Source organism: Clostridium sp. C2-6-12, assembly GCF_009928485.1.
GTDB lineage: Bacteria > Bacillota > Clostridia > Clostridiales > Clostridiaceae > Clostridium.
The window spans coordinates 133,273-155,890 of the sequence record NZ_JAABNP010000004.1; the positions used below are offsets into that span (position 1 = coordinate 133,273).

21 protein-coding genes are annotated in these 22,618 nt (G+C 30.1%); 3 read left to right on the top strand and 18 right to left on the bottom strand.

Annotated features, from left to right (window positions below; all coding sequences use genetic code 11):
• The 12 genes from GXK56_RS05015 to GXK56_RS05070 form a co-directional block, all read right to left on the bottom strand.
• Nucleotides 1-627 carry an electron transport complex subunit E gene (locus tag GXK56_RS05015; protein ID WP_160685771.1) on the bottom strand — a complete coding sequence of 209 codons (627 nt, stop codon included), beginning with the start codon at nucleotides 625-627 and terminating at the stop codon, nucleotides 1-3.
• Nucleotide 628: 1 nt separating this feature from the next.
• On the bottom strand, nucleotides 629-1,192 hold the full coding sequence (locus GXK56_RS05020; protein WP_160685773.1) for an FMN-binding protein: 564 nt from the start codon (nucleotides 1,190-1,192) through the stop codon (nucleotides 629-631).
• Between the two features lie 4 nt (nucleotides 1,193-1,196).
• Nucleotides 1,197-2,159 (bottom strand): RnfABCDGE type electron transport complex subunit D, encoded by a 963-nt coding sequence (locus GXK56_RS05025; protein ID WP_243156024.1) that lies wholly within the window; start codon nucleotides 2,157-2,159, stop codon nucleotides 1,197-1,199.
• Nucleotides 2,160-2,266: 107 nt separating this feature from the next.
• Nucleotides 2,267-3,586 (bottom strand): electron transport complex subunit RsxC, encoded by a 1,320-nt coding sequence (rsxC, locus tag GXK56_RS05030; RefSeq protein WP_160685777.1) that lies wholly within the window; start codon nucleotides 3,584-3,586, stop codon nucleotides 2,267-2,269.
• Nucleotides 3,587-3,747: 161 nt separating this feature from the next.
• Nucleotides 3,748-4,158, bottom strand: a complete 411-nt coding sequence (locus GXK56_RS05035; protein ID WP_160685779.1) for a SoxR reducing system RseC family protein — start codon at nucleotides 4,156-4,158, stop codon at nucleotides 3,748-3,750.
• Between the two features lie 281 nt (nucleotides 4,159-4,439).
• Nucleotides 4,440-4,757, bottom strand: coding sequence for an L-rhamnose mutarotase (gene rhaM, locus GXK56_RS05040; RefSeq protein ID WP_160685781.1), 318 nt, complete (start codon nucleotides 4,755-4,757; stop codon nucleotides 4,440-4,442).
• Between the two features lie 110 nt (nucleotides 4,758-4,867).
• Complete coding sequence (locus tag GXK56_RS05045; protein ID WP_243156019.1) at nucleotides 4,868-6,715, bottom strand: DUF2264 domain-containing protein; 1,848 nt, start codon at nucleotides 6,713-6,715, stop codon at nucleotides 4,868-4,870.
• Nucleotides 6,716-6,826: 111 nt separating this feature from the next.
• Nucleotides 6,827-7,957, bottom strand: a complete 1,131-nt coding sequence (locus GXK56_RS05050; RefSeq protein ID WP_160685783.1) for a glycoside hydrolase family 88 protein — start codon at nucleotides 7,955-7,957, stop codon at nucleotides 6,827-6,829.
• Nucleotides 7,958-8,022: 65 nt separating this feature from the next.
• Nucleotides 8,023-9,777 carry a heparinase II/III family protein gene (locus tag GXK56_RS05055; RefSeq protein WP_160685785.1) on the bottom strand — a complete coding sequence of 585 codons (1,755 nt, stop codon included), beginning with the start codon at nucleotides 9,775-9,777 and terminating at the stop codon, nucleotides 8,023-8,025.
• A 263-nt stretch (nucleotides 9,778-10,040) separates the two neighbouring features.
• A complete protein-coding gene (locus tag GXK56_RS05060; RefSeq protein WP_160685787.1) occupies nucleotides 10,041-10,679 on the bottom strand; it encodes a lactate utilization protein in 639 nt (212 codons plus the stop codon).
• A 287-nt stretch (nucleotides 10,680-10,966) separates the two neighbouring features.
• Complete coding sequence (locus GXK56_RS05065; protein ID WP_160685789.1) at nucleotides 10,967-11,605, bottom strand: RpiB/LacA/LacB family sugar-phosphate isomerase; 639 nt, start codon at nucleotides 11,603-11,605, stop codon at nucleotides 10,967-10,969.
• A 56-nt stretch (nucleotides 11,606-11,661) separates the two neighbouring features.
• Complete coding sequence (locus tag GXK56_RS05070) at nucleotides 11,662-12,462, bottom strand: gluconate 5-dehydrogenase (protein WP_160685791.1); 801 nt, start codon at nucleotides 12,460-12,462, stop codon at nucleotides 11,662-11,664.
• A gap of 156 nt (nucleotides 12,463-12,618) precedes the next feature.
• Here GXK56_RS05070 and GXK56_RS05075 point away from each other — a divergent pair, with 156 nt between their 5' ends.
• Complete coding sequence (locus GXK56_RS05075; protein ID WP_160685793.1) at nucleotides 12,619-13,473, top strand: AraC family transcriptional regulator; 855 nt, start codon at nucleotides 12,619-12,621, stop codon at nucleotides 13,471-13,473.
• A 12-nt stretch (nucleotides 13,474-13,485) separates the two neighbouring features.
• On the opposite strand, the gene GXK56_RS05080 is transcribed toward GXK56_RS05075, so the two are convergent.
• The 3 genes from GXK56_RS05080 to GXK56_RS05090 all read right to left on the bottom strand — a co-directional run bounded on the left by GXK56_RS05080 (nucleotide 13,486) and on the right by GXK56_RS05090 (nucleotide 16,328).
• Nucleotides 13,486-14,430, bottom strand: coding sequence for a glycoside hydrolase family 43 protein (locus GXK56_RS05080; RefSeq protein ID WP_160685795.1), 945 nt, complete (start codon nucleotides 14,428-14,430; stop codon nucleotides 13,486-13,488).
• Between the two features lie 163 nt (nucleotides 14,431-14,593).
• The gene (locus GXK56_RS05085) at nucleotides 14,594-14,848 is read right to left on the bottom strand and encodes a DUF6171 family protein (protein WP_160685797.1); all 255 of its coding nucleotides are present in this window, start codon (nucleotides 14,846-14,848) and stop codon (nucleotides 14,594-14,596) included.
• 1 nt (nucleotide 14,849) lies between these two features.
• Nucleotides 14,850-16,328 (bottom strand): alpha-N-arabinofuranosidase, encoded by a 1,479-nt coding sequence (locus tag GXK56_RS05090; RefSeq protein WP_160685799.1) that lies wholly within the window; start codon nucleotides 16,326-16,328, stop codon nucleotides 14,850-14,852.
• A 247-nt stretch (nucleotides 16,329-16,575) separates the two neighbouring features.
• Here GXK56_RS05090 and GXK56_RS05095 point away from each other — a divergent pair, with 247 nt between their 5' ends.
• Nucleotides 16,576-17,217, top strand: a complete 642-nt coding sequence (locus GXK56_RS05095) for a hypothetical protein (protein ID WP_160685801.1) — start codon at nucleotides 16,576-16,578, stop codon at nucleotides 17,215-17,217.
• Between the two features lie 89 nt (nucleotides 17,218-17,306).
• Complete coding sequence (locus GXK56_RS05100; RefSeq protein WP_243156020.1) at nucleotides 17,307-18,170, top strand: winged helix-turn-helix transcriptional regulator; 864 nt, start codon at nucleotides 17,307-17,309, stop codon at nucleotides 18,168-18,170.
• 120 nt (nucleotides 18,171-18,290) lie between these two features.
• On the opposite strand, the gene GXK56_RS05105 is transcribed toward GXK56_RS05100, so the two are convergent.
• From GXK56_RS05105 to GXK56_RS05115, 3 genes are all read right to left on the bottom strand, one after another.
• On the bottom strand, nucleotides 18,291-19,097 hold the full coding sequence (locus GXK56_RS05105; protein WP_160685805.1) for a Cof-type HAD-IIB family hydrolase: 807 nt from the start codon (nucleotides 19,095-19,097) through the stop codon (nucleotides 18,291-18,293).
• Between the two features lie 139 nt (nucleotides 19,098-19,236).
• A complete protein-coding gene (locus GXK56_RS05110) occupies nucleotides 19,237-19,992 on the bottom strand; it encodes a DeoR/GlpR family DNA-binding transcription regulator (RefSeq protein ID WP_160685807.1) in 756 nt (251 codons plus the stop codon).
• Between the two features lie 188 nt (nucleotides 19,993-20,180).
• Nucleotides 20,181-22,484 carry a diguanylate cyclase gene (locus GXK56_RS05115; protein WP_160685809.1) on the bottom strand — a complete coding sequence of 768 codons (2,304 nt, stop codon included), beginning with the start codon at nucleotides 22,482-22,484 and terminating at the stop codon, nucleotides 20,181-20,183.
• Nucleotides 22,485-22,618: the final 134 nt, after the last annotated feature.

Here is a 22,618-nt window from a genome sequence, read left to right on the forward strand (position 1 = left end):
TTACGATTCACTCCCCTCTGATTTTATGCGCTCTTCTTTACGCTCTAGATACATTTTAATTCCACCCATCATATAACCAATTAATATGAAGGCTCCTGGAGGTAAAATCATAATTAAAGCAGGATTGTAACCAGCTCCAAACACTGAAAATCCTAATATTGTTCCATTACCGAAAAGCTCTCTTATAACAGATATTACAAGCATAGCTATTGTAAATCCAACACCCATTCCAAGTCCATCAAAAAATGATGGAATAATCTTGTTTTTAGATGCAAATACTTCTGCTCTAGCAAGGATTATTGCAAATACAACTACTAATGCTAAATATACGCCAAGTGCCTTATATAATGTAGGCGCAAAAGCTTGCAATACAAGTTGTACTATAGTTACTATTGTTGCAATTGAAGTTATATACACAGGTACTCTAACCTTATCATTTACAAGCTTACGTGTTATTGAAACTGCTACATTATTAGCTGTAATAACAAATAATACTGTTAATCCCATAGTTAATCCATTAACAACTGTAGTCGTAACTGCCAACGCTGGACAAAGACTTAAGGCTAATACAAATATTGGGTTTTCATCTATTATACCTTTTTTAAAAATATTCCATAACTCTCTCATATTACTTACCTCCTGTAAAGTGTACTACTTTTTCTACAGCTTCCTTAATACCTAGTGTTACAGCTTTAGAGGAAATTGTTGCCCCTGTCATAGCTTGAATATTTTCTTTATTAGAAGGATCTTTTACTACAGTTAAAGCTTCTGCACTCTTTCCTTTGAACTGGCTTTTAAAAGGTTCTTTTCCTGCATTATCTCCAAGACCAGGAGTCTCATTAGCTGATAATATACTGTAATCAACTATTTTCCCATCTGGTGTAACTGCTACTAACATCTTAATAGCACCACCATAACCTTTAGTTTCACCAGGTACTACATAGGCTATTATTTTTCCACCTTTTTCAGCAGTAAACCATTCTTTTTGTCCTGATACTTCCTTAAAATTATCAGCATCACTAACCAATGCCTTCATTGATTCCTGCTTCATCATTTCATTTTTTTGAACTGCAATAGGCGCTGTTACATAATATACTAAAGCTATTATTATCCCAGAAACTAAACAAGTCACTATTAAATTTATAGCTACTTTAAATATAGACTCTTCTTTTTTAATCTCTACTTCTGACATGTCATTACCCCCTTGCTCCAAACATCTTTGGCTTTACAAAACGATCTATTAATGGTGTTACAGCATTCATTAATAAAATTGAGTAACAAACCCCTTCTGGATAACCACCTTTTAATCTGATCAAAGCAGTTATAGCACCAGCTCCCACAGCAAAAATAATTTGTCCTTTTGTTGTGATTGGAATAGTGACCATATCTGTTGCCATAAAGAACGCTCCAATTATAAGACCTCCAGCCATCATATGGAATAACGGATCTCCAGTAAATAATCCTGCTGGTCCAAAAATCCAAGTAATAATACCAACTGTTCCAATCATAAATACAGGAACATGCCAGTTAATGTATCCTTTATATATAAGATAAATTCCACCAATTAAAAGCAATATAGTAGAAGTTTCACCTAAACTTCCATTTCTTGTTCCAAGAAACATTGCTTTATACAATTCAAAATTTCCACCAAAAGTTTCAACTAATTTATCATATCCTTGTTGTTTTAATATGTTTAATGGTGTTGCACTAGTAACTACATCTACTGATGTTGTTATCTTTGTCCAAGTTGTCATTGCAACTGGCCATGATACCATTAAGGCTGCTCTTCCAATATGAGCAGGGTTGAAAATGTTAAAGCCAAGTCCTCCCATTGACTGCTTAGCTACCACTATAGCAATAAAAGAACCAATTGCAATCATATAAGGAGGTAAGCTAGGTGGAAGAGACATTGCTAATAAAATACCAGTTATAGCTGCGCTTCCATCAAAAGCAGTAATCTTCTTCTTAGTGAATTTTTGTAGTAAATATTCGAATGCAACTGCTGAAATTAAACCAACTGCTATATTAATTAAAGCTGTAAGTCCAAAATAAAATATTGAAAAAATTGCTGCTGGCGCTAAGGCTATATTTACATTCCACATTATCTTTGAAGTCGTTTCTTCACAACGTACATGAGGTGAGGTAGAAACAGTAAACATACTTTCTTGAACTTCTATTCCCTTTGCTTTGATTTCACGTACTTTATCTTCTTGTACATTATTTGTCTGTACTATATTTTCAGAACTCATTTTTATCCCCTCACTTCCTATTTCTTCGCTGCTTTTGCTAAGTTTTGTGCTTTTGAATATTTTATGTACTGCACAATATTACGTTTTGCTGGACATACGTAAACACAGCTTCCACATTCTATACAGTTTAATAAGCCATATTCTTCTTTAGCTTCACTAAATTTATGACGTTCACCTAATATACTTAGCATACTTGGAACTAATCCCATTGGACATGCTTTAACACATCTTCCGCATCTAATACATGGACCTTCTTCTCCTGAATTTACAACTTCACTGCTTAATGCTAATATACCTGATACACCCTTCATTACTGGTACATCTAAAGTAAATTGAGCAAATCCCATCATAGGTCCTCCCATAATTATCTTTTCAGGAGTCTTACTAAAACCTCCACAATAATCTATTGCTTCCTTAAAGCTTGTTCCAATTCTTAATAATAGATTTTTAGGTTCTTTAATTGCATCTCCTGAAACTGTAGTAACTCTTTCTATTAATGGGATTCCATTAGCTACAGCATCATAAATTGCAATAGTAGTACCAACGTTTTGGACTACTACTCCAACATCCATAGGTAATCCACCTGCTGGAACTTCTCTATCTGTAAGTACTTTTATAAGCATCTTTTCAGCACCTTGAGGATATTTGGTAGGAAGTGCTACAACTTCAACAGAAGTTCCTCTAAAAGCTTCTTTCATAGCCATTATAGCTTCTGGTTTATTATCTTCTATTCCTACATATCCTTTGTTAACACCTAGGAGCTTCATAACAATTTTTACTCCATTAACCATACGCTCTGAATATTCAAGCATCATTCTATAATCTGCTGTAAGATATGGTTCACATTCAGCTGCATTTACTATAAAAGTATCAATTTTTTTATCTTTATTGGGAGAAAGCTTAATATGTGTAGGGAACGTCGCTCCTCCAAGTCCAACAATACCAGCTTCTTTTATAATATCTCTAATTTCATCTGGGCTTAAATTTTCCCAATCACGATTTAGTGGAAGACCCTCTGCCCATTCATCTAGTCCATCATTTTTGATAACGATTGATAAACATTTAACTAATGATGCATGTGGCATTTCTGTAATATTAATAACTTCTCCAGAAATCGACGAATGTATTGGACTGTGCATAAAAGCATCGCTTTTTGCTACTACTTGTCCCTTCTTAACCTTATCTCCAACCTTAACTATTGGTTCGCAATGAGCTCCTATATGCTGACTCACTGGAATAGTTACAGTTGAAGGTAATGTTGGAATTTTAATTGCTTGATTGGAGCTATACCCTTTGCTGTCTTTAGGATGAACCCCTCCAAGAAAACTTTTTAACATTACAATCACCTCTCAAGTTTATAGAAATAAATTAATCTCATAGCTGTCTAAATTTCATATTCACTAAATTTAATTCAAATCAAAATTTAATGTAAACAATTACTTTTTTCGACAGTAAATTTCCTTATTAGAACTTGTACATAAAAATCAAACTAATTATTTTATAAAATATTTATAATTTCTGGTTTGGATTTTTCATTTGCAGTAGCAGCTTTATCAAATAGCTTAACTAACACCATCGATAATAAGAAAGCTATTATCCCACCTGCTATTTGAAAAGTATGTACATTACCTCCAATGTAATCTCCTATTCCTCCTCCTAATAACACCCCAATAAAAGCAGCAATTAATGGAAAAACAAAAACAACAAAGGCACCTCTTAATACATTCACCTCCTTAACTTCAAAAACTACTCGCTGTCCAACGGTTGCTCCAACTTTATTATTTGCCTTTATTATGATACTATCACTTCCTGGACAGCCTCCACAGCTACTACAATCACTATGTCTGCCTACTTTGATTTGGGCTTCATTATTATTCACCTCAATTACTATACCTTGTTCTGTTTTCATTACTATCATTCTCCTTAATCTTTTTGCTTGTACCTTATTCCATTTTCATAGAATATTGCTTGTAAGATATTATAAATAAGGTCATGTTTATTGCTCTATTCCATTATAAACTTCTATTCCCTTGTTTTAAAGAATAAGTATTTTTTTAACAATATTATATAAAAATAGTCTGTTAATTTTAACAATAATTTCTTTAAAATCAATAGGCTATTTTTACTTACTCCTAATATAATTCAATATTTTTATTGAATTATATTAATTATACTTGCTGATATATTTTCTTATTGTAGATAAAACATTGGTTCTAATTCCACTGAAACAGGGCTACAATCTGGATTGGTTTCCATTATATCAGCCATATACTTCCACCATTTCTTGCAAATTTCTGTTTCAGCGCTCTTATTCCATAAAGCTTCTTCTTCCAATTCTATAAATCCATATAAATAATTAGTATCTTTGTCTAAATAAATAGAATAATTACTCCCTCCATGTTCATGAATCATTTTTTTCATTTCTGACCACAAATTTTCATGCCTTTTTTTATATTCCTCTTCAAAACCATCATAAAGTTTCATTTTGAAACATTTTCTTGATTTCATTTTATCGCTCCCTTACATTAAGTTCTCAAAATAATTTGATCATATTTTGCATATCCTTATTTAAATAAGGATATTTCATGGTGAAATATCCTCATTCATGCAATTTCAATTTAATCTATTTTTATTGATATTATTTTTCCGTTAAATGAAATTTCCACAAGATTTTGATCTATTTTTGCAACAGGACCTTCATCAAAATTAAATTCTTCATCAACAGCTACTGCACCTAAAACAGCTGAAACTAAAATATTTTTTCCTGGATTAATGCTGCCTGTCAGCGTTGGTAATACAGTTCGTGGATATAACAAATTCGTGTTAGGTTCAGGCTCAATCATTTCTGCTTTTAATTTTCCACTTAAATCTAAAATACCAGTAATGCAATCCTTGAATTTATAAAAAATTTTATCATCAAATAACTTTCCATTCCCAATCCATGCAGGTGCTGCAAAACCGCCTTCTGCAATGTCTAATATGCGCTTAGTATCAATAACATGTACTCTAACATGCCATGGAGTTAAAGGAATAATAAAACTTTTTATTATAACATCCTTCCAAGGCTTCCAACATGATTCAATATAATCCTCTTTTATATCATAACTTTCACAGCCATAACGAGTTCTATAATATCCATCACCTTCTGATAGTGCTAGACAACTGTCAAAGGCTCCTTGCTTTAATAGCAATCTTCCTTTAGGTACACTAAACCCAAAAGTTGTTGAATATACGAATTTTTCATACTTTGCATCTCCATGAGCATGCTCATGTGAATGCTGGCCAGAGGTGAATGCTTGAACTTCTTTACCTATTTTATCATGGCAAACTATCATTCTAGAACTTTTTTGAATACTTTTCTCTGCAAAAGGTAAATCTTGTTCTTCTGATGTCCAAAACGGATGATCTTCAGGTATTGCTAATGCTAAAAATGTCTTTAAAGCCCAATAAGGTGATCCAGGTGCATTATACCCTTCTGCCATATTTAAATTTTGATATGTATATCCTATATTTAACAATCCATCTGCTGAGAATATATTTTCATTAATCCAATATCTTAGATTTCTCATTACAATACCTTTTATAACCCCCCAAGGTAATGCTTCTACATTTGCATAAGCTAAGGCAGACCAAAAACAGCTTTGAGCAAATCTATAGGTCAAACTTCTTCCAAAAGGTATAGCTGATCCATCTACTGAAAACCAATCTTTATAAGTTTGAGCAAAAATCCTAGCACGTTCTTTATAATCTTTTGATCTTTTTGGGTCTTCTTCTTCCATTGCCTTTGCATAAATTAATCCATAATAATGCATTCCAAATGGAATATAATAATCTATTTGCTTTTCATATCCATCAAAATACCAACCATCATTTAAATAAAATGAATCTATTTTATCTAAATCTCTTAAAAGTATCTCTTTTGACCATTGTCTTCCACACTTTTTCATTGCAACATTAACTAAGATTCTAAAGAATAACCAATTAGTATCTGGAATTGTATGATCATTGATTTGAATTAACCAATTATATAAATTATCCTGTTGTTCCTTTGTTAAAGCATCCCAAAATATATCTTTAGATAACATTAGTGATAATGAAATTGAAGCCATTTCAACTATACGTTGATCATAATCATTGACTTTTCCATAGTAAGCCTCACTATTTGGATCAGTACTTTCTATTAATCCCTTAACAAAATATTGAATTAATTCTGAATCACTTTCATTTTTTAATGTAGAAAGAGGTCCTATTCCCCATAAAGGTCTTAAAAACGCTTCACATTCTCTTGAATTTTCACTATAAACTGACCCACTGGTTCCTAAATTTAAATGACCAGGCTTTTGTTCCTTTAAAAATGGTGTTAAGGGCTCTATTATATTAATTAATGCTGCTCTTAAATCTTCTTTAGTTTTCAATGGATTCTTCTTAAGATTTTTATTATATAAACCTATATTTTCGTTAATCATCTAAACTACCTTCTATCCTTATTAATTATAATTAAATCTCAATACCTATGTAGAATAATGCGAAATAATCATTATATTACTTTTAATAATAAAAACTGAACCTGAACTCATTTACCAAAATAACAATTTTTCATCATTTAACCTTGCAATTCCTTCTGTAAAGAAATAGTCACCATAAATTATTGGAATATCTAGATTTTTTTGTTCTGGAAAATGCCCTGTTGCATGATATAATAAGCCTTCTTCTTCCATATCCTCTTTCGTTGCACATTCATAATACAAATCTTTTAATATATTTTCTCCAGCATCCTTATATAATGAAACCTCCAATTCTGAAACTTCTTCACTTATAAGAAGCAAGCCACATGCAGCTATGGCTCCCGCTGATGAATCTGGATATCTATATTTTCTTTCCCCATCTTCTGGGACTCTAAAATCCCAAACTGGACACTTTTTATCTTTCATATTTGCAATAAAATAATTAGCTGTTTTCTTAGCTGCATTTAAAAATTCTATATTTTTAGTATATTTATATGAAATTGCAAGACCATAGATTGCCCATGCACAACCTCTTGCCCATGCACTATTAGGTGCAAATCCTTGTCCTCCAAGCTTTTCAACAACTTCTCCTGTTTCTGAGTCGAACACCACCATATGCTGAACCGAACCATCTTCTCTGATAAAATTTTCTAATACCATCTTGCCATGACTTTCTGCAACATGTTTAAATCTTGGATCTCCTGTTTCTTCTGATGCCCAATATAAAAGTGCCAAATTCATCATACAATCAATTATTGCAACTCCCGAATTGTCATCTTTACCTATCCAATCATTCCACGCACGGATATAATTTCCTTTTATATTAAATCTTCCTGCCAAAAGATTAGCAGCAAGTAATGCTCTCCTTCTTGACTCCTTATTTCCTGTTATTTTATAATTAGCCAAACTACTTAATGTCCACATAAATCCCATATCATGATCTATTAATTCAGAATCAGTTAACAAATAATCCATTTCTTTTTCACATTCTTCAGCAGTGATTTTTAATTTTTGGTTTTTATTTGCAAGATACACATACCAAAGTATTCCTGGCCAGAAACCTGCTGTCCACCACTGAGGCTTTTCTAAATCATAATGCTTATTTTTGCTTACATGAGGGAAATTCACACCAATTCTATCATTATTTAAATTAGTTTTTTCTTGAATAAAGCCCCATGCTTCTTCTTTCCAATCGTTATTCATTCTAAATGTGCCTCCTTGATAATATTTAACTAAATACCTATATTATCTATATTTAAATAAATCTTCTATTCAACTAAACCCTGACTATGTATCATTTGATAACAAAATTTAAATAACATATTAAATTCTTTTTCTTTTTTACGCGTCACTAATCCCAATCTATATATACTCACGCTTTCATTGTAATGGTTAGCTACTTCTTCTTTTTCTATAACATAATCAAATGTATTAATATCACATAACAAGACAATATTCCCACTTGTTCCTTTCCAAATAACCTTCCCATCTTCAATTACTTGTGGTTTTATATAACTTATAAATCCTTCATTTACTTCAATTACATCCTCACCTGAAATTGACTCTTCTATAATCAACGTGGAATCACGATTTTCAAACTTTGCTTTCCGGTAAAAATCCTTTAAATTTACTGAAGTATAAACTTTGGCTAATTCTAAATTAAATTCTATATAATCATTATTGATTTCCTGTTTAATAAAGTTACTTTTTATATTGCTTTCTTCTTGTTCAAAATTATTTATAAATGGTACCGAATGCCAATATGATCTTGTATTATGATAAGTATATCTTTCACTTCCAAAATATCCTTTTGTATATGCACCTGCACCTAAATCTGTTAAAATAATTTCCCCATCTATAGCTGCAACAAAACTTCCAACATCATTATGATTATGAGGTTCATTATTGCTACCTCCTTTTATGGCAAAAAACAACTTATCTTTTCTATGAACCATCCAATCAGCATCCTTAAAATAATACGAACCATTTATTAATTCTTTATTCAATATTTCTTCGCTTGTCCACCATAAGTTTCTGCTAACATGTGCCCATCTATAACAATGATCAAAATCAAAAGTACTAATTTCTTTTATTAAAGGAACATTTATTTTGTATTTATTATGTAAATATGAAATTAATCCTGATGGCAAAATCATATTAGGAGGTACATCTGAAAATGGTAAAAATACTTTTTCTGAGATTTGAATCTTTTGAGGGAACTCAGCTATAGCAGCAATTTTATTACCTACTTCCTCATCTTTAAAACTTCTTTCAATTTTCTTATCTTCAAAATACATTTCCGCCTTTAAGGCCTTATAATAAATATAATATCCAAAACCATAAGACCAATATCCAATCCCCTCTAAAGTTGCTCCATCTTCACCAAACCCACTAATATAGTATTCCAAAGCTTTTTCAACCTTATCTAAAATTAGTTTTTGCCTTTCATTTTTTTCTATAAGCAAAGCTGTTATTCCAATACAACCTCCACAAACCGCGCTCCAATTGTGAGTAGCTGTTTCCCATTCCCAGTTTCTATTTATAAATGGATTTATAACTCTTTCTTTAATTTGTCTTCTAATGTGATTTTGTAATAGCAAATTCAGCTTTTCTCCATGAATAATTATTATTTCACTTAAAGTTTGTGCTGTTTCTGCTGAAAAAAGATCTATTATCTTTTCTGATTCACCTAAAAATTCTTCTTCTCCATATTGAAGATGAGCAGCTAAACACCAGCTGAATTCATTGGATATTGTCCATAATAATTCATGAAAATAGTCTATTGCTTCCTTAGAATTATTCCATTGAAGATATAAGCCTAAAGCAGTTAACTGTTTTCTCCTTTCAAAATATGCTCTTTCAAACTCTTTTCTGCTTCCTTTAGTATAAAACTCTACATATGAGCTAAAGGGTATTTGTGGTATATTTCCCTTAATGATAACTTTTACATATTCCTCAATCTGTTTCATTAATGGAGCTCTTGTATTATTAAGCTTTATCTCTTTTAAAAACCATTCCTTCATAATTGAATATTTCCCTTCTAAATGATTAGGACTATAACATTATTATTTCTTTATTATTTGCTTAAATTTATGAAAGCATTTCAGTAAACATTTTCACAAAAACTTTAATGATTCAATTGTCCTTTAATTTTCTATACTTTATATATTAAAAAGTATACTTAAATTAATATATTTATTTCTTCTTATTTACACACTACAATTTTTGAAACCAGTTTCATAAAATAATTATAGACCTTATGTTTCTTTGTTGTCAATTCATATTATTAAAATCCTAACTCTTCAGCTACCATAATAACTGTTATTCTTCCAGGTTCCTTGCGTCCATTTTCTATTATCCCAGTATAATTACACACAGAACTTTGCATTTCACATTCCATACATCGTCCAGTTTGAACACATGGAGTTTCATGTCTAACCCTTGTAGCATTCATTGGTGCAATCTTTTTTATTCTCTTAAAAGCTTCCTCTAAATCATCAACTACCTTATTTGCTCCCGCTACTATAATTACTTTTCTAGGTCCAATAATCATAGATGCCACTCTGTTTCCTGATGCATCTGTACTAACAAGCTGTCCTTTTCTAGTTATTGCATTTGTACTTGAAACAAAATAATCTGAAAGCAATGATTGTCTATAAATTTCATAAATTTCTTCATAAGGCTTGTCTTGAAATCTATCAAAAAATTTATATTTTTCACTTCTAAATTCTTCTGTCATATTCATTGCTCCAAGAGTTTCTGAGCCTCCTACAGATATACTGGCTCCTTCTGGTATTAAGCTTAAAATCCTCCTCTTAGCCTCTTCTTTATCCTCAGCATAGTAGCTTACATATCCTTTTTCATTTAATATTTCTACCATTTCTTTAGCTATTAACTGATATTGTTTCTTTTTATATTGATTCATTTTTCAACACTCCCATGTTATATAAAATATTTTGAATACATTTACATTGATAATAAAAATTAAATTTATTAAAACCTTTGCTGAATTTAAGATCATTTATATAGTGCTATTTATTGTTTAACTTTATTTTTTTAGCCTTATTAAGTACTAAATATAAAATCTACACTTTAATATTTGTACTTAATAAGGCTATATAAATATTCTCTGTTTAAGTTAATTGGTTAATGTCTATATTTAAGATTGTTATATATATTTATGATTAATTACACACACTAATAGTTTTTTTATTATTCTAATATATTTCTAATACAAGCTTCTATTTCTTTACATTTACAATTATTAAAGAAGTATTCTTTGAACTTTTCTCCACTTACAGCACCCTTTAATAACTCTTGGTCTATTTCTTTTAAAATAGTTACCATATCTTTGTGCGTTACTTTTTTAACTTCATCTAAGATTTTCTTATTTCTTTGTTCTGGAATAACTCTATCCTTTGGATATCCTTGTCCGCTTTCACCTTGGAATAACTTTTCAAAAATATATTCTAAGTTTAATTCAGCTCCCCATCCAAAACCTTTTGCAAAAGGTAAGGCTATTGCATTTCCATCATTTACCTGTGCAAACATATACGCATCAGCTGGATCAACTATATGTCCACATAAAACTCCTGGGAATGAATTAGCTGCAAGCATTGCACCTTCACCAGTTCCACATCCAGTTATAACATAATCTGCTGCTCCTGAATTTAAAAGAATAGCAGCTAATATACCATTTTGAACATATGTTAATTGTGCTTCACCTTCTGTGCCATACATTCCATAATTGAATACTTCATGGCCTTTTGGCTCTACAACTTTTTTTAAAGCTTCATATATAATTGGGTTTTTAGCGGCTTGACTATTTTCATTTATTAAAGCAATCTTCATTTCATTCTCCTCCAAACTATATTAATTTAAATTGTTGTGACATTAGATAAATTTAATTATTTAGGTTGTTTTCCAATATAAGCTAAGATTCCACCATCTACATATAAAATATGACCATTTACAAAGTCTGAGGCATCGGATGCTAAGAATACAGCTGGTCCTGCTAAATCTTCTGGCGTTCCCCAACGTGCTGCTGGAGTTTTTGCAACTATAAACTGATCAAAAGGATGTTTTGATCCATCAGCTTGAACTTCTCTAAGTGGTGCTGTTTGTGGTGTAGCTATGTATCCTGGTCCAATACCGTTACATTGAATATTATATTCACCGTATTCAGATGCAATATTCTTTGTTAACATCTTAAGTCCACCCTTAGCTGCTGCATAAGCTGAAACTGTTTCTCTTCCCAATTCACTCATCATTGAACAAATGTTGATTATCTTTCCATGACCTTTTTTGATCATTCCTGGAATTACCGCCTTAGATACTATAAATGGAGCATTTAAATCTACATCAATAACTTGTCTAAATTCTGATGCTTTCATTTCAAGCATTGGAATTCTCTTAATTATTCCTGCATTGTTTACCAAAATATCAATTACTCCAACTTCTTTTTCAATCTTTTCAACTAATTCATTTACCGCATCTTCATCTGTAACGTCACATACATATCCATGAGCTTTTATTCCTAATTCTTCATAGCCCTTTAAACCCTTATCAACCATTTCTTGATTAATATCATTAAATACTATTGTAGCTCCTGCTTCTGCATAGGATTTTGCAAGTTCAAAGCCTATACCATATGCCGCTCCAGTTACTAATGCTATTTTACCTTCTAATGAAAATTTCTTTATATCCATTTAATATTTCCTCCTTAAAATCTCTTCTACTTATTTTGATACTATAATTATACTATGATAATATAACTGTTTCTTGTTATATTTTCCTCAAAATATTGCAAATCTTGAAGTAGTAAGTATAATAAAAAGTAAATAACTTATAATGAGGTGACATTTATGAAAGAATTTGCATCTTGTAAAGAAGCCATTAATAATTGTATCTCAAATAAATATTTTTCTATTGCACATTTACATAGTGAAGAAGAAACTATGGCAATTCACATACATGATTCCTATGAGGTTTATTATTCTATTTCTGGTGGAAAACAATTTTTAATAGATAATAAGCTCTACCATATTAATCCTGGAGATTTATTTGTTATAAATCAATTTGAAAGTCACTATGTTTCTCAAATAAGTAAAATGATTCATGAGAGAATAGTACTTTCCATTCATCCTGATTTTTTAAAAGCTATCTCCACTAATAAAACGGATTTAAGCTATTGTTTCACTCATCGCGATGAAAACTTTAGTCATAAAATTCAATTAGATAAGGAACAGCAAAATAGATTTATGTATTTTATAAATAAAATTATCAGTGCTGAAGGCTTTGGAGCTGATAGAATTGAATATTCAAGCTTTATAGAGCTTATGACCTATTTCACCAAATTATTTGTTGATAATGAAGATTCCATTTTATCAAACTACAAATATAATAATCAAATTCAAGAAGTAATAAGCTACATAAATGATAATGTTTTAGAAAATATAACAATTAAACATTTGGCCGAACATTTCTTTTTAAGTGAATCATATATTTGCAGAATTTTTAAATTGGCTACTGGAACTACTATAAATAAATACATAACTGCACGGAGAATATCAATAGCAAAATCTCTTCTTTCAAATGGAGCTAATATTAATGATGTATACATTGATTGCGGCTTTAATGATTATAGCAACTTTTTGAAATCTTTTAAGAAAGCTGTTGGTGTCTCTCCTAAAAAATATTCTACTTTTAGTATGAATTAAATATTAATAATATTAATCCTCTTCTGGAATTCCAAAGTTTGGAGTTCCATCCTCATTCCAATTTAATCTTTGAGCTCTAGCATGGCGATTTGGATCAGTAAGAGGATGTCCCATTAATTCTTTGTAGTTTCTAGCATGATATATTAAAACATCATAAGCTCCATCTTCGGAAACAGTAAAACAATTATGTCCAGGACCATATTGACTATTTTCAATACTTGTTTCAAAAATCGGCTTTGGCGATTTACTCCATGAATTAGGATCTAATAAATCACTTGTTTCTGGAGCGCTTAATAGACCCATACAATAATTATGATCTGTTGCACTAGCAGAATAGCTAATAAATATTTTTCCATTTCTTTTAATTACTGCTGGTCCTTCATTAACTATTTCTCCAACCTTTTCCCATTCTAAATCAGGCCTTGATATCATAACTTGTTCTCCTGTAATTGTCCAAGGATTCTCCATAAGGGCAATAAAGAGACTTGAATTATTTTTAAATTTAGGATCATTCTGGGCCCAAACTAAATATCTTTTATCTTTATGTTCAAAAGTAGTTGCATCTAATGAAAAAGATTCCCAATTAGTTTTTACTTGTCCTTTTTCTACCCATAAACCTTCCAGTGGATTTTGTGATGAATTTTCAAGGACATATATCCTTATGCGCCAAATATCTTCTACATCTCCTGCTGCAAAATATATATACCACTTATTATTAATAAAATGGATTTCTGGTGCCCATATGTGTGCCCCCATTTCTCCCTTTTCATGTTTTCTCCATATTGTTTCAGGCTTAACACTCCCTAATTGCTGAATGCTAGTTGCTCTTCTAAGTTCAATACGATCATATTCAGGAACTGATGCTGTAAAATAATAATAGCCATCAGTATGTTTGTAAACCCAAGGATCAGCTCTTTGGAACACAATTGGATTTTTAAATTCTTTATTGTTTAACATAAATAATTCTCCTTTTTTAATATCTTAATCATAATTAACAATAAAATAAGGCTGATACAAGCAATATTTTGCTTGTATAAACCTTATATTTCAATATTTAGCTAACATTATAAGTTAATATTCTTTATTTCAAGTTATTTCAAAATAAACATTAAATATATATTTACCAATATCTTTCTATATCAGGACAATAATTTTTCTTAATAGCTGCTCTCATTTCCACAAAGCAGCCACAAATTTTGCACATGCCATTAATTAAATTATCACATTCCTTACATATATCAAGCCTTCTATTATATTCTTCTTCTTCTGTTTTAATGTGCTTATCTAAATGTTCAATATAATCTTGTAAATGCTTATATTCTTTTTCATCGAAAAGCTCATCTAACAAACAGCGTTTGCAAAATCTTTGACTCATATTATTCTATAACAAAGTGAATTATACTACACTTAGGAATCTTAAAATCAATTCCTTTATCAGTAATCTTGAAGTCTTTGAATTCTTCTGGTTTTACTGTTTCTGGCTCGTCGAAAGTATTATAAGCACCCATTTCATTTGTTAAAACAGTAGCTTTAACAGCTTTAACTTCTCTATCTACCAAAATTCCTTGAATATCATAAGCTTCTGAAACTGATAAGTTATTTATAGTAATATTAATTCTTCCTTCTGCATCTACAGATACTGATTCATGTAAGTTAGGAACTTGATTTTCCTCTTCAATTCCAATATTCTTAGTGTCTATATAACTTTCAACAAGAGTTGCTTCTTGGTGACATTTGTACATATTAAATACATGATAAGTTGGAGTTAATATCATTTTTTCTCCTTCTGTTAAAATAACAGATTGAAGTACATTTACTAATTGGGCTATATTAGCCATCTTAACTCTATCACAATTCTTGTTAAAGATATTTAAGTTAATACCTGCAACTAATGCATCTCTCATAGTATTTTGTTGATATAAGAATCCTGGGTTAGTACCAACTTCAACATCATACCAAGTTCCCCATTCATCAACTAATAGTGCAACTTTCTTTTCTGGGTCATATTGATCCATTATTGCAGTATGTCTACGAATTAATTCTTCCATCATTAATGTTTTCTTAAGAGTTACGTACCAATCTTTTTCATCAAAACCAGTTGCTGCTCCTTTTACTGTCCAAAATTCTCCTGGAATTGTGTAGTAATGTAGAGATAATCCATCCATAAAATTAGCGGCTACCTTCATTACACCTTCTGTCCAATTATAATCATCAACATTTGGTCCACAAGCTATTTTGAAAAGTTTATTATCTCCATAATTTCTGCAATATGTTTGGTATCTCCTATACATATTTGCATAAAATTCAGGTGTCATGTTACCACCGCAACCCCAGTTTTCATTACCAACACCAAAGTATTTTACTTTCCAAGGCTTTTCATGGCCATTTTTAGTTCTAAGGTCAGCCATTGGAGAAACACCATCAAAAGTTAAATATTCAACCCATTCAGACATTTCTTGAACAGTTCCACTTCCTAAATTTCCATTAATATATGGTTCACATTCTAATTGTCTACATAATTCCATAAATTCATGAGTACCAAAGCTGTTGTCTTCAACAACTCCACCCCAGTGAGTATTAATCATTTTCTTACGATTTTCCTTTGGTCCAATACCATCTTTCCAATGATATTCATCAGCAAAACATCCTCCTGGCCAACGAAGTACTGGTATTTTCATTTCTTTTAACGCTTGTACTACATCGTTTCTCATACCATTTGTATTAGGAATTTTTGAATTTTCTCCAACATATAATCCTTCATATATACATCTACCTAAATGTTCTGAAAAGTGTCCATAAATTTCTTTATTAATTTTTCCTTTTTTATTATGTACATTTACAACTAATTTGCCCATAATATCCTCCTTTTATTTAAGTAAATACTTTAATATTTAAGTTTTCATTTAATATATCTTTAATATAACATGAGGATTATTTTACGTCAAACGTTTTCTATAAATTTGTGAAAGCTTATAAAAACTATCTTTTCTTTTTAATTAATATGAATTTTTTTACTTTTATTTAAACTTTAGTAGGTATATAATATCTAATAAATATAATTTCTTAAGCTGTTATTTAGCTTAGTACATAGGAGGAATTTTAATGGATCGTACTCTTACCCTACGTGAAGGGCTGGCAAATAAAACATTTATGGAAAAAGTAGATTATATATGGACTTACTACAAACTACATATAATAGGTTTTTTAGTTTTATTCTTTTTTGTAGGTTCTTACATATCTAATCTTATAAACAGACAAGAAGTATATTGCAATATTACATATGTTGGAAACTCAATTAATACTCAAGAACTAGAGCCAATAAAAAATACCCTTAGTGATACCTTACTGCAAAATCCAAAAAAGCAAGTTATTCTATTTGATTCTGTCTTTACTGATCTTAATACTGAGGCTGGTACTGCAATGAAACAAAAGCTTCATGTAAGTATTGCAGCACAGCAAATAGATCTTGCTATTGTAAACAAAAAATTTTTCGAAGAAAATTTTTCTTCTGAAATGTTTATGAATTTAGAATCTCTTGATGGATTTTCTGAACTTTCAATTTCAAATCATGAATTGCTAAAGAAGGCTGATAGTAACGGTAATAGTATTTATGGTATATCTGTTAAAAATTTAAACCTTTTAAAAGATGTTCATTATACTAATGACGATAATTATCTTGTGGTTATTTCTAATACTGAACATAAGGATGCTATCATGAATGTGTTAAAAACATTTCTAGGGTAATCACCAATTTATACAGAAAGGATAAATATATGCTACATTTTAAATCAATGAGCGATGCAAGTGAAATTTTCAAGGCACTTAGTGCCCCTATGAGACTTAAAATAATGGAAATATTATACGAAGACGGAGATAAAAATTTAAACGACTTGGCAAATATGCTTAATTTGACTAATAGTGCCATCTCCCTTCATATAAAAAAACTAGAGGAAGTTGGTTTAATAGAAATTCGTACAATGTCTGGTAAACGTGGTTCTATGAAAATCTGCAAACCACTTCACGATATGTTAATAATTGATTTATTTCCTAAAAAAGTTGATGTTTCTTCGTACCAAGATGAAATTGAAGTTGGGTATTACTCTAATTGTCAAATAACAGCTACTTGTGGAATTTCAACAAAAGACAATATTATTGGAGAATTTGATGATCCACGCTATTTCTTATTTCCAGAACATTTTGGTGCTTCTGTTCTTTGGTTCACTACTGGATTTATAGAATATAATCTTCCAAATCGATTAACTGCTGGACAAAAGCTTACAGAACTTCAACTTTCTTTTGAAATTTCTTCTGAAAGCCCTGGATTTAATGAAGACTATCCTTCAGATATTTATTTTTCAATTAACAATATCGATTTAGGCTGTTGGGTAAGTCCTGGTGATTTTGGTGCAAGACGTGGACGCTTCACGCCTACTTGGTGGCCCCAAGGCTGTAATCAATATGGAAGACTTAAAACACTCTCCATCAATAAAGATGGAACCTTTATTGATGGAGGATATCAAATTTCTGAAACTACAATTGATGATCTTAAAATAGATTACACCAGCACTATTGCTTTTAGATTTTCTGTACCAAAAGACACAAAAAATCCTGGTGGTTTCACATTGTTTGGTGAAGGTTTTGGAGACTATAACCAATCTATAAAAATGCAGACTTTTTATGAAACCGAAAAAGCCTAATTATATGTAGTGACGGTCACCAATATTGGGCACCAATATAAAAAAAGCTTGTAGATAGTATTTCAATACTTCTACAAGCTTTTGATTTATTTCACTTCAAAAATGCTTTTTAATTATCTCTTATATAATAATATACTTTTCTAATGCTACCGCTACCCCATCTTCATCGTTTGTTAAAGTCACATGATTTCCATGCTTCTTTACTTCCTCTGGAGCATTTCCCATAGCTATTCCAAGTCCTGCATATTCTAGCATATCTATATCATTATAGTTATCACCCATTGCTATTATTTCTGATTGTTTAACATTAAATTTCTTTTGCAATACGCTAATCGCCGAAGTTTTTGATGCATTTGATGGCATAATTTCTAAGTATGTTGGTTTTGAAGGATATATATTTAATTTAATATTCTCAGTTCCTTGCTTTAGTAAAGTTATTTTATCTGACTCTGCCATGCATAAAATCTTATTTGGTCCTGTTTCCTCTCTATCCCAAATTTCAATCAGTTCCACAAAATTTACAACATTAGGTATAATATTGGTTATTTCACTTTCCTGTTTAGCCCAATAATCCATTTCTTCTATATACCATTCATTATCTTTATACAAACTCATATGAATATTCTGCTCACTAGCCAATTTATATATTTGTTTAAGATCAGAAACGTCTATGATTTCTTTAGATAATATATTATTGTCTTTATCTAAAATCAAAGCTCCACTATAGCAAATTATTGGCTGCTCTATTTCAAGTTCTTTCTGCAGAAAAGATATTCCCTTTGGCATCCTTGCCGAAACTAATATTACAGGTATATTTTTTTTATTCGCCACAAAATTTATTGCACTTTTTACTTTCTTTGAAATTTCATGTTTTGAATTTAATAAAGTTCCATCAATATCTAAACATACCATTTTAAAATTGTTCATAAATTTCCTCCCCCTTAATTCAGTTAACAGTTAACAATTTATAATTAAAATCCTACTGGATTTTCAAAATAATAAAATCAACTTAATTTTAATTATTAATCATAATAATACTTACAATTACTTATTATCAAATTAATAATTACTTAGTAATAATTAGTTTAATATCATATGCTTCTATAATATCTAAAAAGGCTGCAGGAGGCGTTTTATCAGTTATGATAACATCTATTTGTTCCCACTTTGCTCCCCTATAATAACTCAAACACTTAAACTTTCCATATTCAGCAAGAATAATTACTTGATCCGATTTTTTTACTGCTGCCTGCTTAATCAAAGCATCTTCTTCATCAACATAATAAATTCCATCCTCCGTTATTGCTGCAGCACCAAGTATTGCCGCATCAAATCTCATTCCATCAAAATAGTTTACATAATCTGCTTTATAAAAGAATCTATTTTTTTTATTAAGACACCCTCCAATGGAATTTAATTCTACATTTTCTTTTTCCGAAAGTATTTCAATATTATCAAGTGAATGAGTAAGCACCCAAATTGATTTATTTACCTCTTGTGCTAGATAACTTATTATTGTAGATACATCAAGAAAGTAATGTTTATTTTCATCAATAAATTCTAATGCCTTTTTAGCAATATTTTTTTTCTCTTCTGAGTATGATTCGATTCTTTCTCTATATTCTTTAATTACATTGTTTAAAATTGGAAGACTAATTCCCCCATGAGTACGGATTGCTGTCCCCTGGTTTATAAGTTTTACAATATCACGGCGTGCAGTATCCCTTGATACTTGAAACATTTCACAAATATCATGAATTGACATATAATTATGTTCATTTAAGTACTCTAAGACCTTTAAAAGTCTTTCTTCTTGATACATCTAATCACCTTATTTCATTAATTTGAATAAATTACTTATTATTTAGCCTATATAGTTTTCTTTAGTTTAATTTTAAGTAATTATAAGCATTTTGTCAATATTAATAAGTAAATATGCTCACTTTATTTTTATAAAGCAAAAAACTATATGCATGTATAAACATTACATATAGTTTTTTTGTTTTATAACTAAAATTTCAAGCTTTTCATTCTTCTCTTTTCATCATACATACTTTTGTCAGCTATTTTCAATAGTTCCTCTGCGTCAATTGAATCATCTGGAAACTGAGAAATTCCATATGCAAAACTAATCTTTTTAATATCATCATTTAGATGGATAACACTATTTTCAAAAGCCATATAAATTCTATTAATAATATTTTTCACCTGGCGTCTATCTTTATTCCTAAATATTATTGAAAATTCATCTCCGCCAACTCTCCCAAAAATATCTTCTTTACTAAGTTCTGATTTAAATATTTTTGCAAACTGAACTAATACTTTATCTCCAGAATCATGTCCATATACATCATTAATTTCTTTAAAATCATTTAAGTCTAATGTGCATATTACAAATTCTTGACTAAAGTTATTTGCTTCATTTAAGGCTTTATTTAATAAAGTTTCAAAATAACGTCTATTATATACCCCTGTTAACTTATCATACCTTGACATATATATAATATTTTCTAACAATTCAGCATTATTAAAAGCTATAGCTATATCATAGCATAGATGTTGAAGTAATTTTTTATCTTCTTCATCAAAACTCTCAGCCTCATTATTATTAAAGAGATTAATAAAACCAACACTTCTTCCATCAATCCCAATTCCAGAAGTTAATATTTCATATGGAGATTCCAATAATATTTTTCTCCATATCTCATAATGTTCCTGTGAATCAAATAAGTTCTCTTCTAAATTCTTTAAAATTACTGGCTTAAATATATTTTCAGAATTAAAAATATTATCTTTATAAACCTCCAATATATCTGGAATATCTAAATTTATCTTTTCTGTTTCATTTGAAATATACCCTTTTGTTGCTTTGTACTGCAACTTATTATTCTGCATTACTATAATACTTCCCATTTTACCTTTTGGAATTATATCTAATACTTTATCTAATATTAATGTAAAAATACTATCTGTCTCACATGAAGTAAGCATTTTGGTGTTTATCTCCATAATTGATTTTGTAAAATCACTCATCTTTTCTATTGTAGATTTTTGCTTTTCCAATATTTCATTTGATTCCTGCAACTCTTTCGTTACTTGGTTCACAAGATTTGTAAATACATTTATGACCCCTAAATCCTTTCCTTCGAAAAAACTATGGTTTTGATTTTTGCTTTTAAGTAATGATGTTTTATTCTTATGGATAGTCTCTTTGCCCTCTGAAAGTCCTAGAATTGTCATTGTTACATTTAGCATCTTATACGAATTATTGTATGTAAAAAACTCTCCATAAGTAAAAAATCCAAAAGTAGGAGCAATATCATTTAAATTACAAGTCTCCACCTTAATACTATCTTTCATAAATGATTTTCTCACTGAACAAGAGTATACAAAAATTGCTTCAATACTCTTATTCTCATTTAATCTATCGGCTATTTTCAAGCCACATTCTTTTAGCATACCTACATTTCCGTATCCAAATTGAATTTTATCTCCAATTTCAACATTTCCTAGAAACCCCAAGGATCCATCTTTGTAGCATCTAAACGCTACTCTAGCTATATCAATGTCAGACTTTTTAATTATTAATGGGAATTCAGTAGCAGACATTGGTAATTCATCAGCAACTTCATCACCAAGATATTTTCTGTAAATCTCTATAGCTTTAACATTATCTATTGTGAAGATTCTATTTTTAACTGCCTTTGTTACAGTCATTATTTTCCCAATTGGCGACCAAGAAAAATTCAATTCTGTTGTGACTATTAAATTTTTTCCTGTTAAGGAAGCAACCGCAATACCGCTCTTTGTAACTCCTTCTTTAGTGAACACAAGTGTTTCTTTTAAATACCCATTATCACCAGCTTGCCCACCACAAATAATAACATTATGATTCTCCAAACCTATTCCTTGAATAACTTCCCAGCTATTTACCAACAAACCATTAGAAAATAAAATAATCACCTTTGTATCTTCTTCAATTAATTCTTTACTTATTTCAACTCCTACTTCATATTCTTTATTACCATTAAACAACTTTGCTTTAACCTGTACTTCTTCAAAAACAGTGAATGATATTACTGTTGTATTGTCAAACGCATTCCCTAAAAATATTTCGCCAGCAGTTGATGTACCTATAATTTCTGCATTTGGCAACAATGCCACTATTTCTTTAATAAGCTTATTAATAAATTCAATTTTAACTGTACTTGTAAAAACTTGAATTAAAATATTCTCATTATTATTAATATTTTGCTTCTTAATAAAAGAGTTCATTTCTTCGAAATTAGTATATACAATTCCATATTGTTTCATAAAATCATCAATGCTAAAACTTCAAAACTCTTTACTCTTTCTTCTAGTTCAACCAACTGCTCATAATAAAAGCTTTAGCAAACTCCTTTCTTTGTTTTAGATATTTCAAAAATGCCTTAAACTACAGTGTATGA

Bases quoted from the DNA above. Each gene is read 5' to 3' on its own strand.
- GXK56_RS05050 (WP_160685783.1), bottom strand. From the start codon at position 7,957: ATGAATAACGATTGGAAAGAAGAAGCATGGGGCTTTATTCAAGAAAAA.
- GXK56_RS05015 (WP_160685771.1), bottom strand. From the start codon at position 627: ATGAGAGAGTTATGGAATATTTTTAAAAAAGGTATAATAGATGAAAAC.
- GXK56_RS05035 (WP_160685779.1), bottom strand. From the start codon at position 4,158: ATGAAAACAGAACAAGGTATAGTAATTGAGGTGAATAATAATGAAGCC.
- GXK56_RS05095 (WP_160685801.1), top strand. From the start codon at position 16,576: ATGGATCGTACTCTTACCCTACGTGAAGGGCTGGCAAATAAAACATTT.
- GXK56_RS05115 (WP_160685809.1), bottom strand. From the start codon at position 22,484: ATGAAACAATATGGAATTGTATATACTAATTTCGAAGAAATGAACTCT.
- GXK56_RS05055 (WP_160685785.1), bottom strand. From the start codon at position 9,777: ATGAAGGAATGGTTTTTAAAAGAGATAAAGCTTAATAATACAAGAGCT.
- GXK56_RS05085 (WP_160685797.1), bottom strand. From the start codon at position 14,848: ATGAGTCAAAGATTTTGCAAACGCTGTTTGTTAGATGAGCTTTTCGAT.
- GXK56_RS05105 (WP_160685805.1), bottom strand. From the start codon at position 19,097: ATGAACAATTTTAAAATGGTATGTTTAGATATTGATGGAACTTTATTA.
- GXK56_RS05045 (WP_243156019.1), bottom strand. From the start codon at position 6,715: ATGATTAACGAAAATATAGGTTTATATAATAAAAATCTTAAGAAGAAT.
- GXK56_RS05100 (WP_243156020.1), top strand. From the start codon at position 17,307: ATGAGACTTAAAATAATGGAAATATTATACGAAGACGGAGATAAAAAT.
- GXK56_RS05060 (WP_160685787.1), bottom strand. From the start codon at position 10,679: ATGAATCAATATAAAAAGAAACAATATCAGTTAATAGCTAAAGAAATG.
- GXK56_RS05070 (WP_160685791.1), bottom strand. From the start codon at position 12,462: ATGGATATAAAGAAATTTTCATTAGAAGGTAAAATAGCATTAGTAACT.
- rhaM (WP_160685781.1), bottom strand. From the start codon at position 4,757: ATGAAATCAAGAAAATGTTTCAAAATGAAACTTTATGATGGTTTTGAA.
- GXK56_RS05080 (WP_160685795.1), bottom strand. From the start codon at position 14,430: ATGTTAAACAATAAAGAATTTAAAAATCCAATTGTGTTCCAAAGAGCT.
- GXK56_RS05065 (WP_160685789.1), bottom strand. From the start codon at position 11,605: ATGAAGATTGCTTTAATAAATGAAAATAGTCAAGCCGCTAAAAACCCA.
- rsxC (WP_160685777.1), bottom strand. From the start codon at position 3,586: ATGTTAAAAAGTTTTCTTGGAGGGGTTCATCCTAAAGACAGCAAAGGG.
- GXK56_RS05020 (WP_160685773.1), bottom strand. From the start codon at position 1,192: ATGTCAGAAGTAGAGATTAAAAAAGAAGAGTCTATATTTAAAGTAGCT.
- GXK56_RS05110 (WP_160685807.1), bottom strand. From the start codon at position 19,992: ATGTATCAAGAAGAAAGACTTTTAAAGGTCTTAGAGTACTTAAATGAA.
- GXK56_RS05090 (WP_160685799.1), bottom strand. From the start codon at position 16,328: ATGGGCAAATTAGTTGTAAATGTACATAATAAAAAAGGAAAAATTAAT.
- GXK56_RS05075 (WP_160685793.1), top strand. From the start codon at position 12,619: ATGAAAGAATTTGCATCTTGTAAAGAAGCCATTAATAATTGTATCTCA.
- GXK56_RS05025 (WP_243156024.1), bottom strand. From the start codon at position 2,159: ATGTTTACTGTTTCTACCTCACCTCATGTACGTTGTGAAGAAACGACT.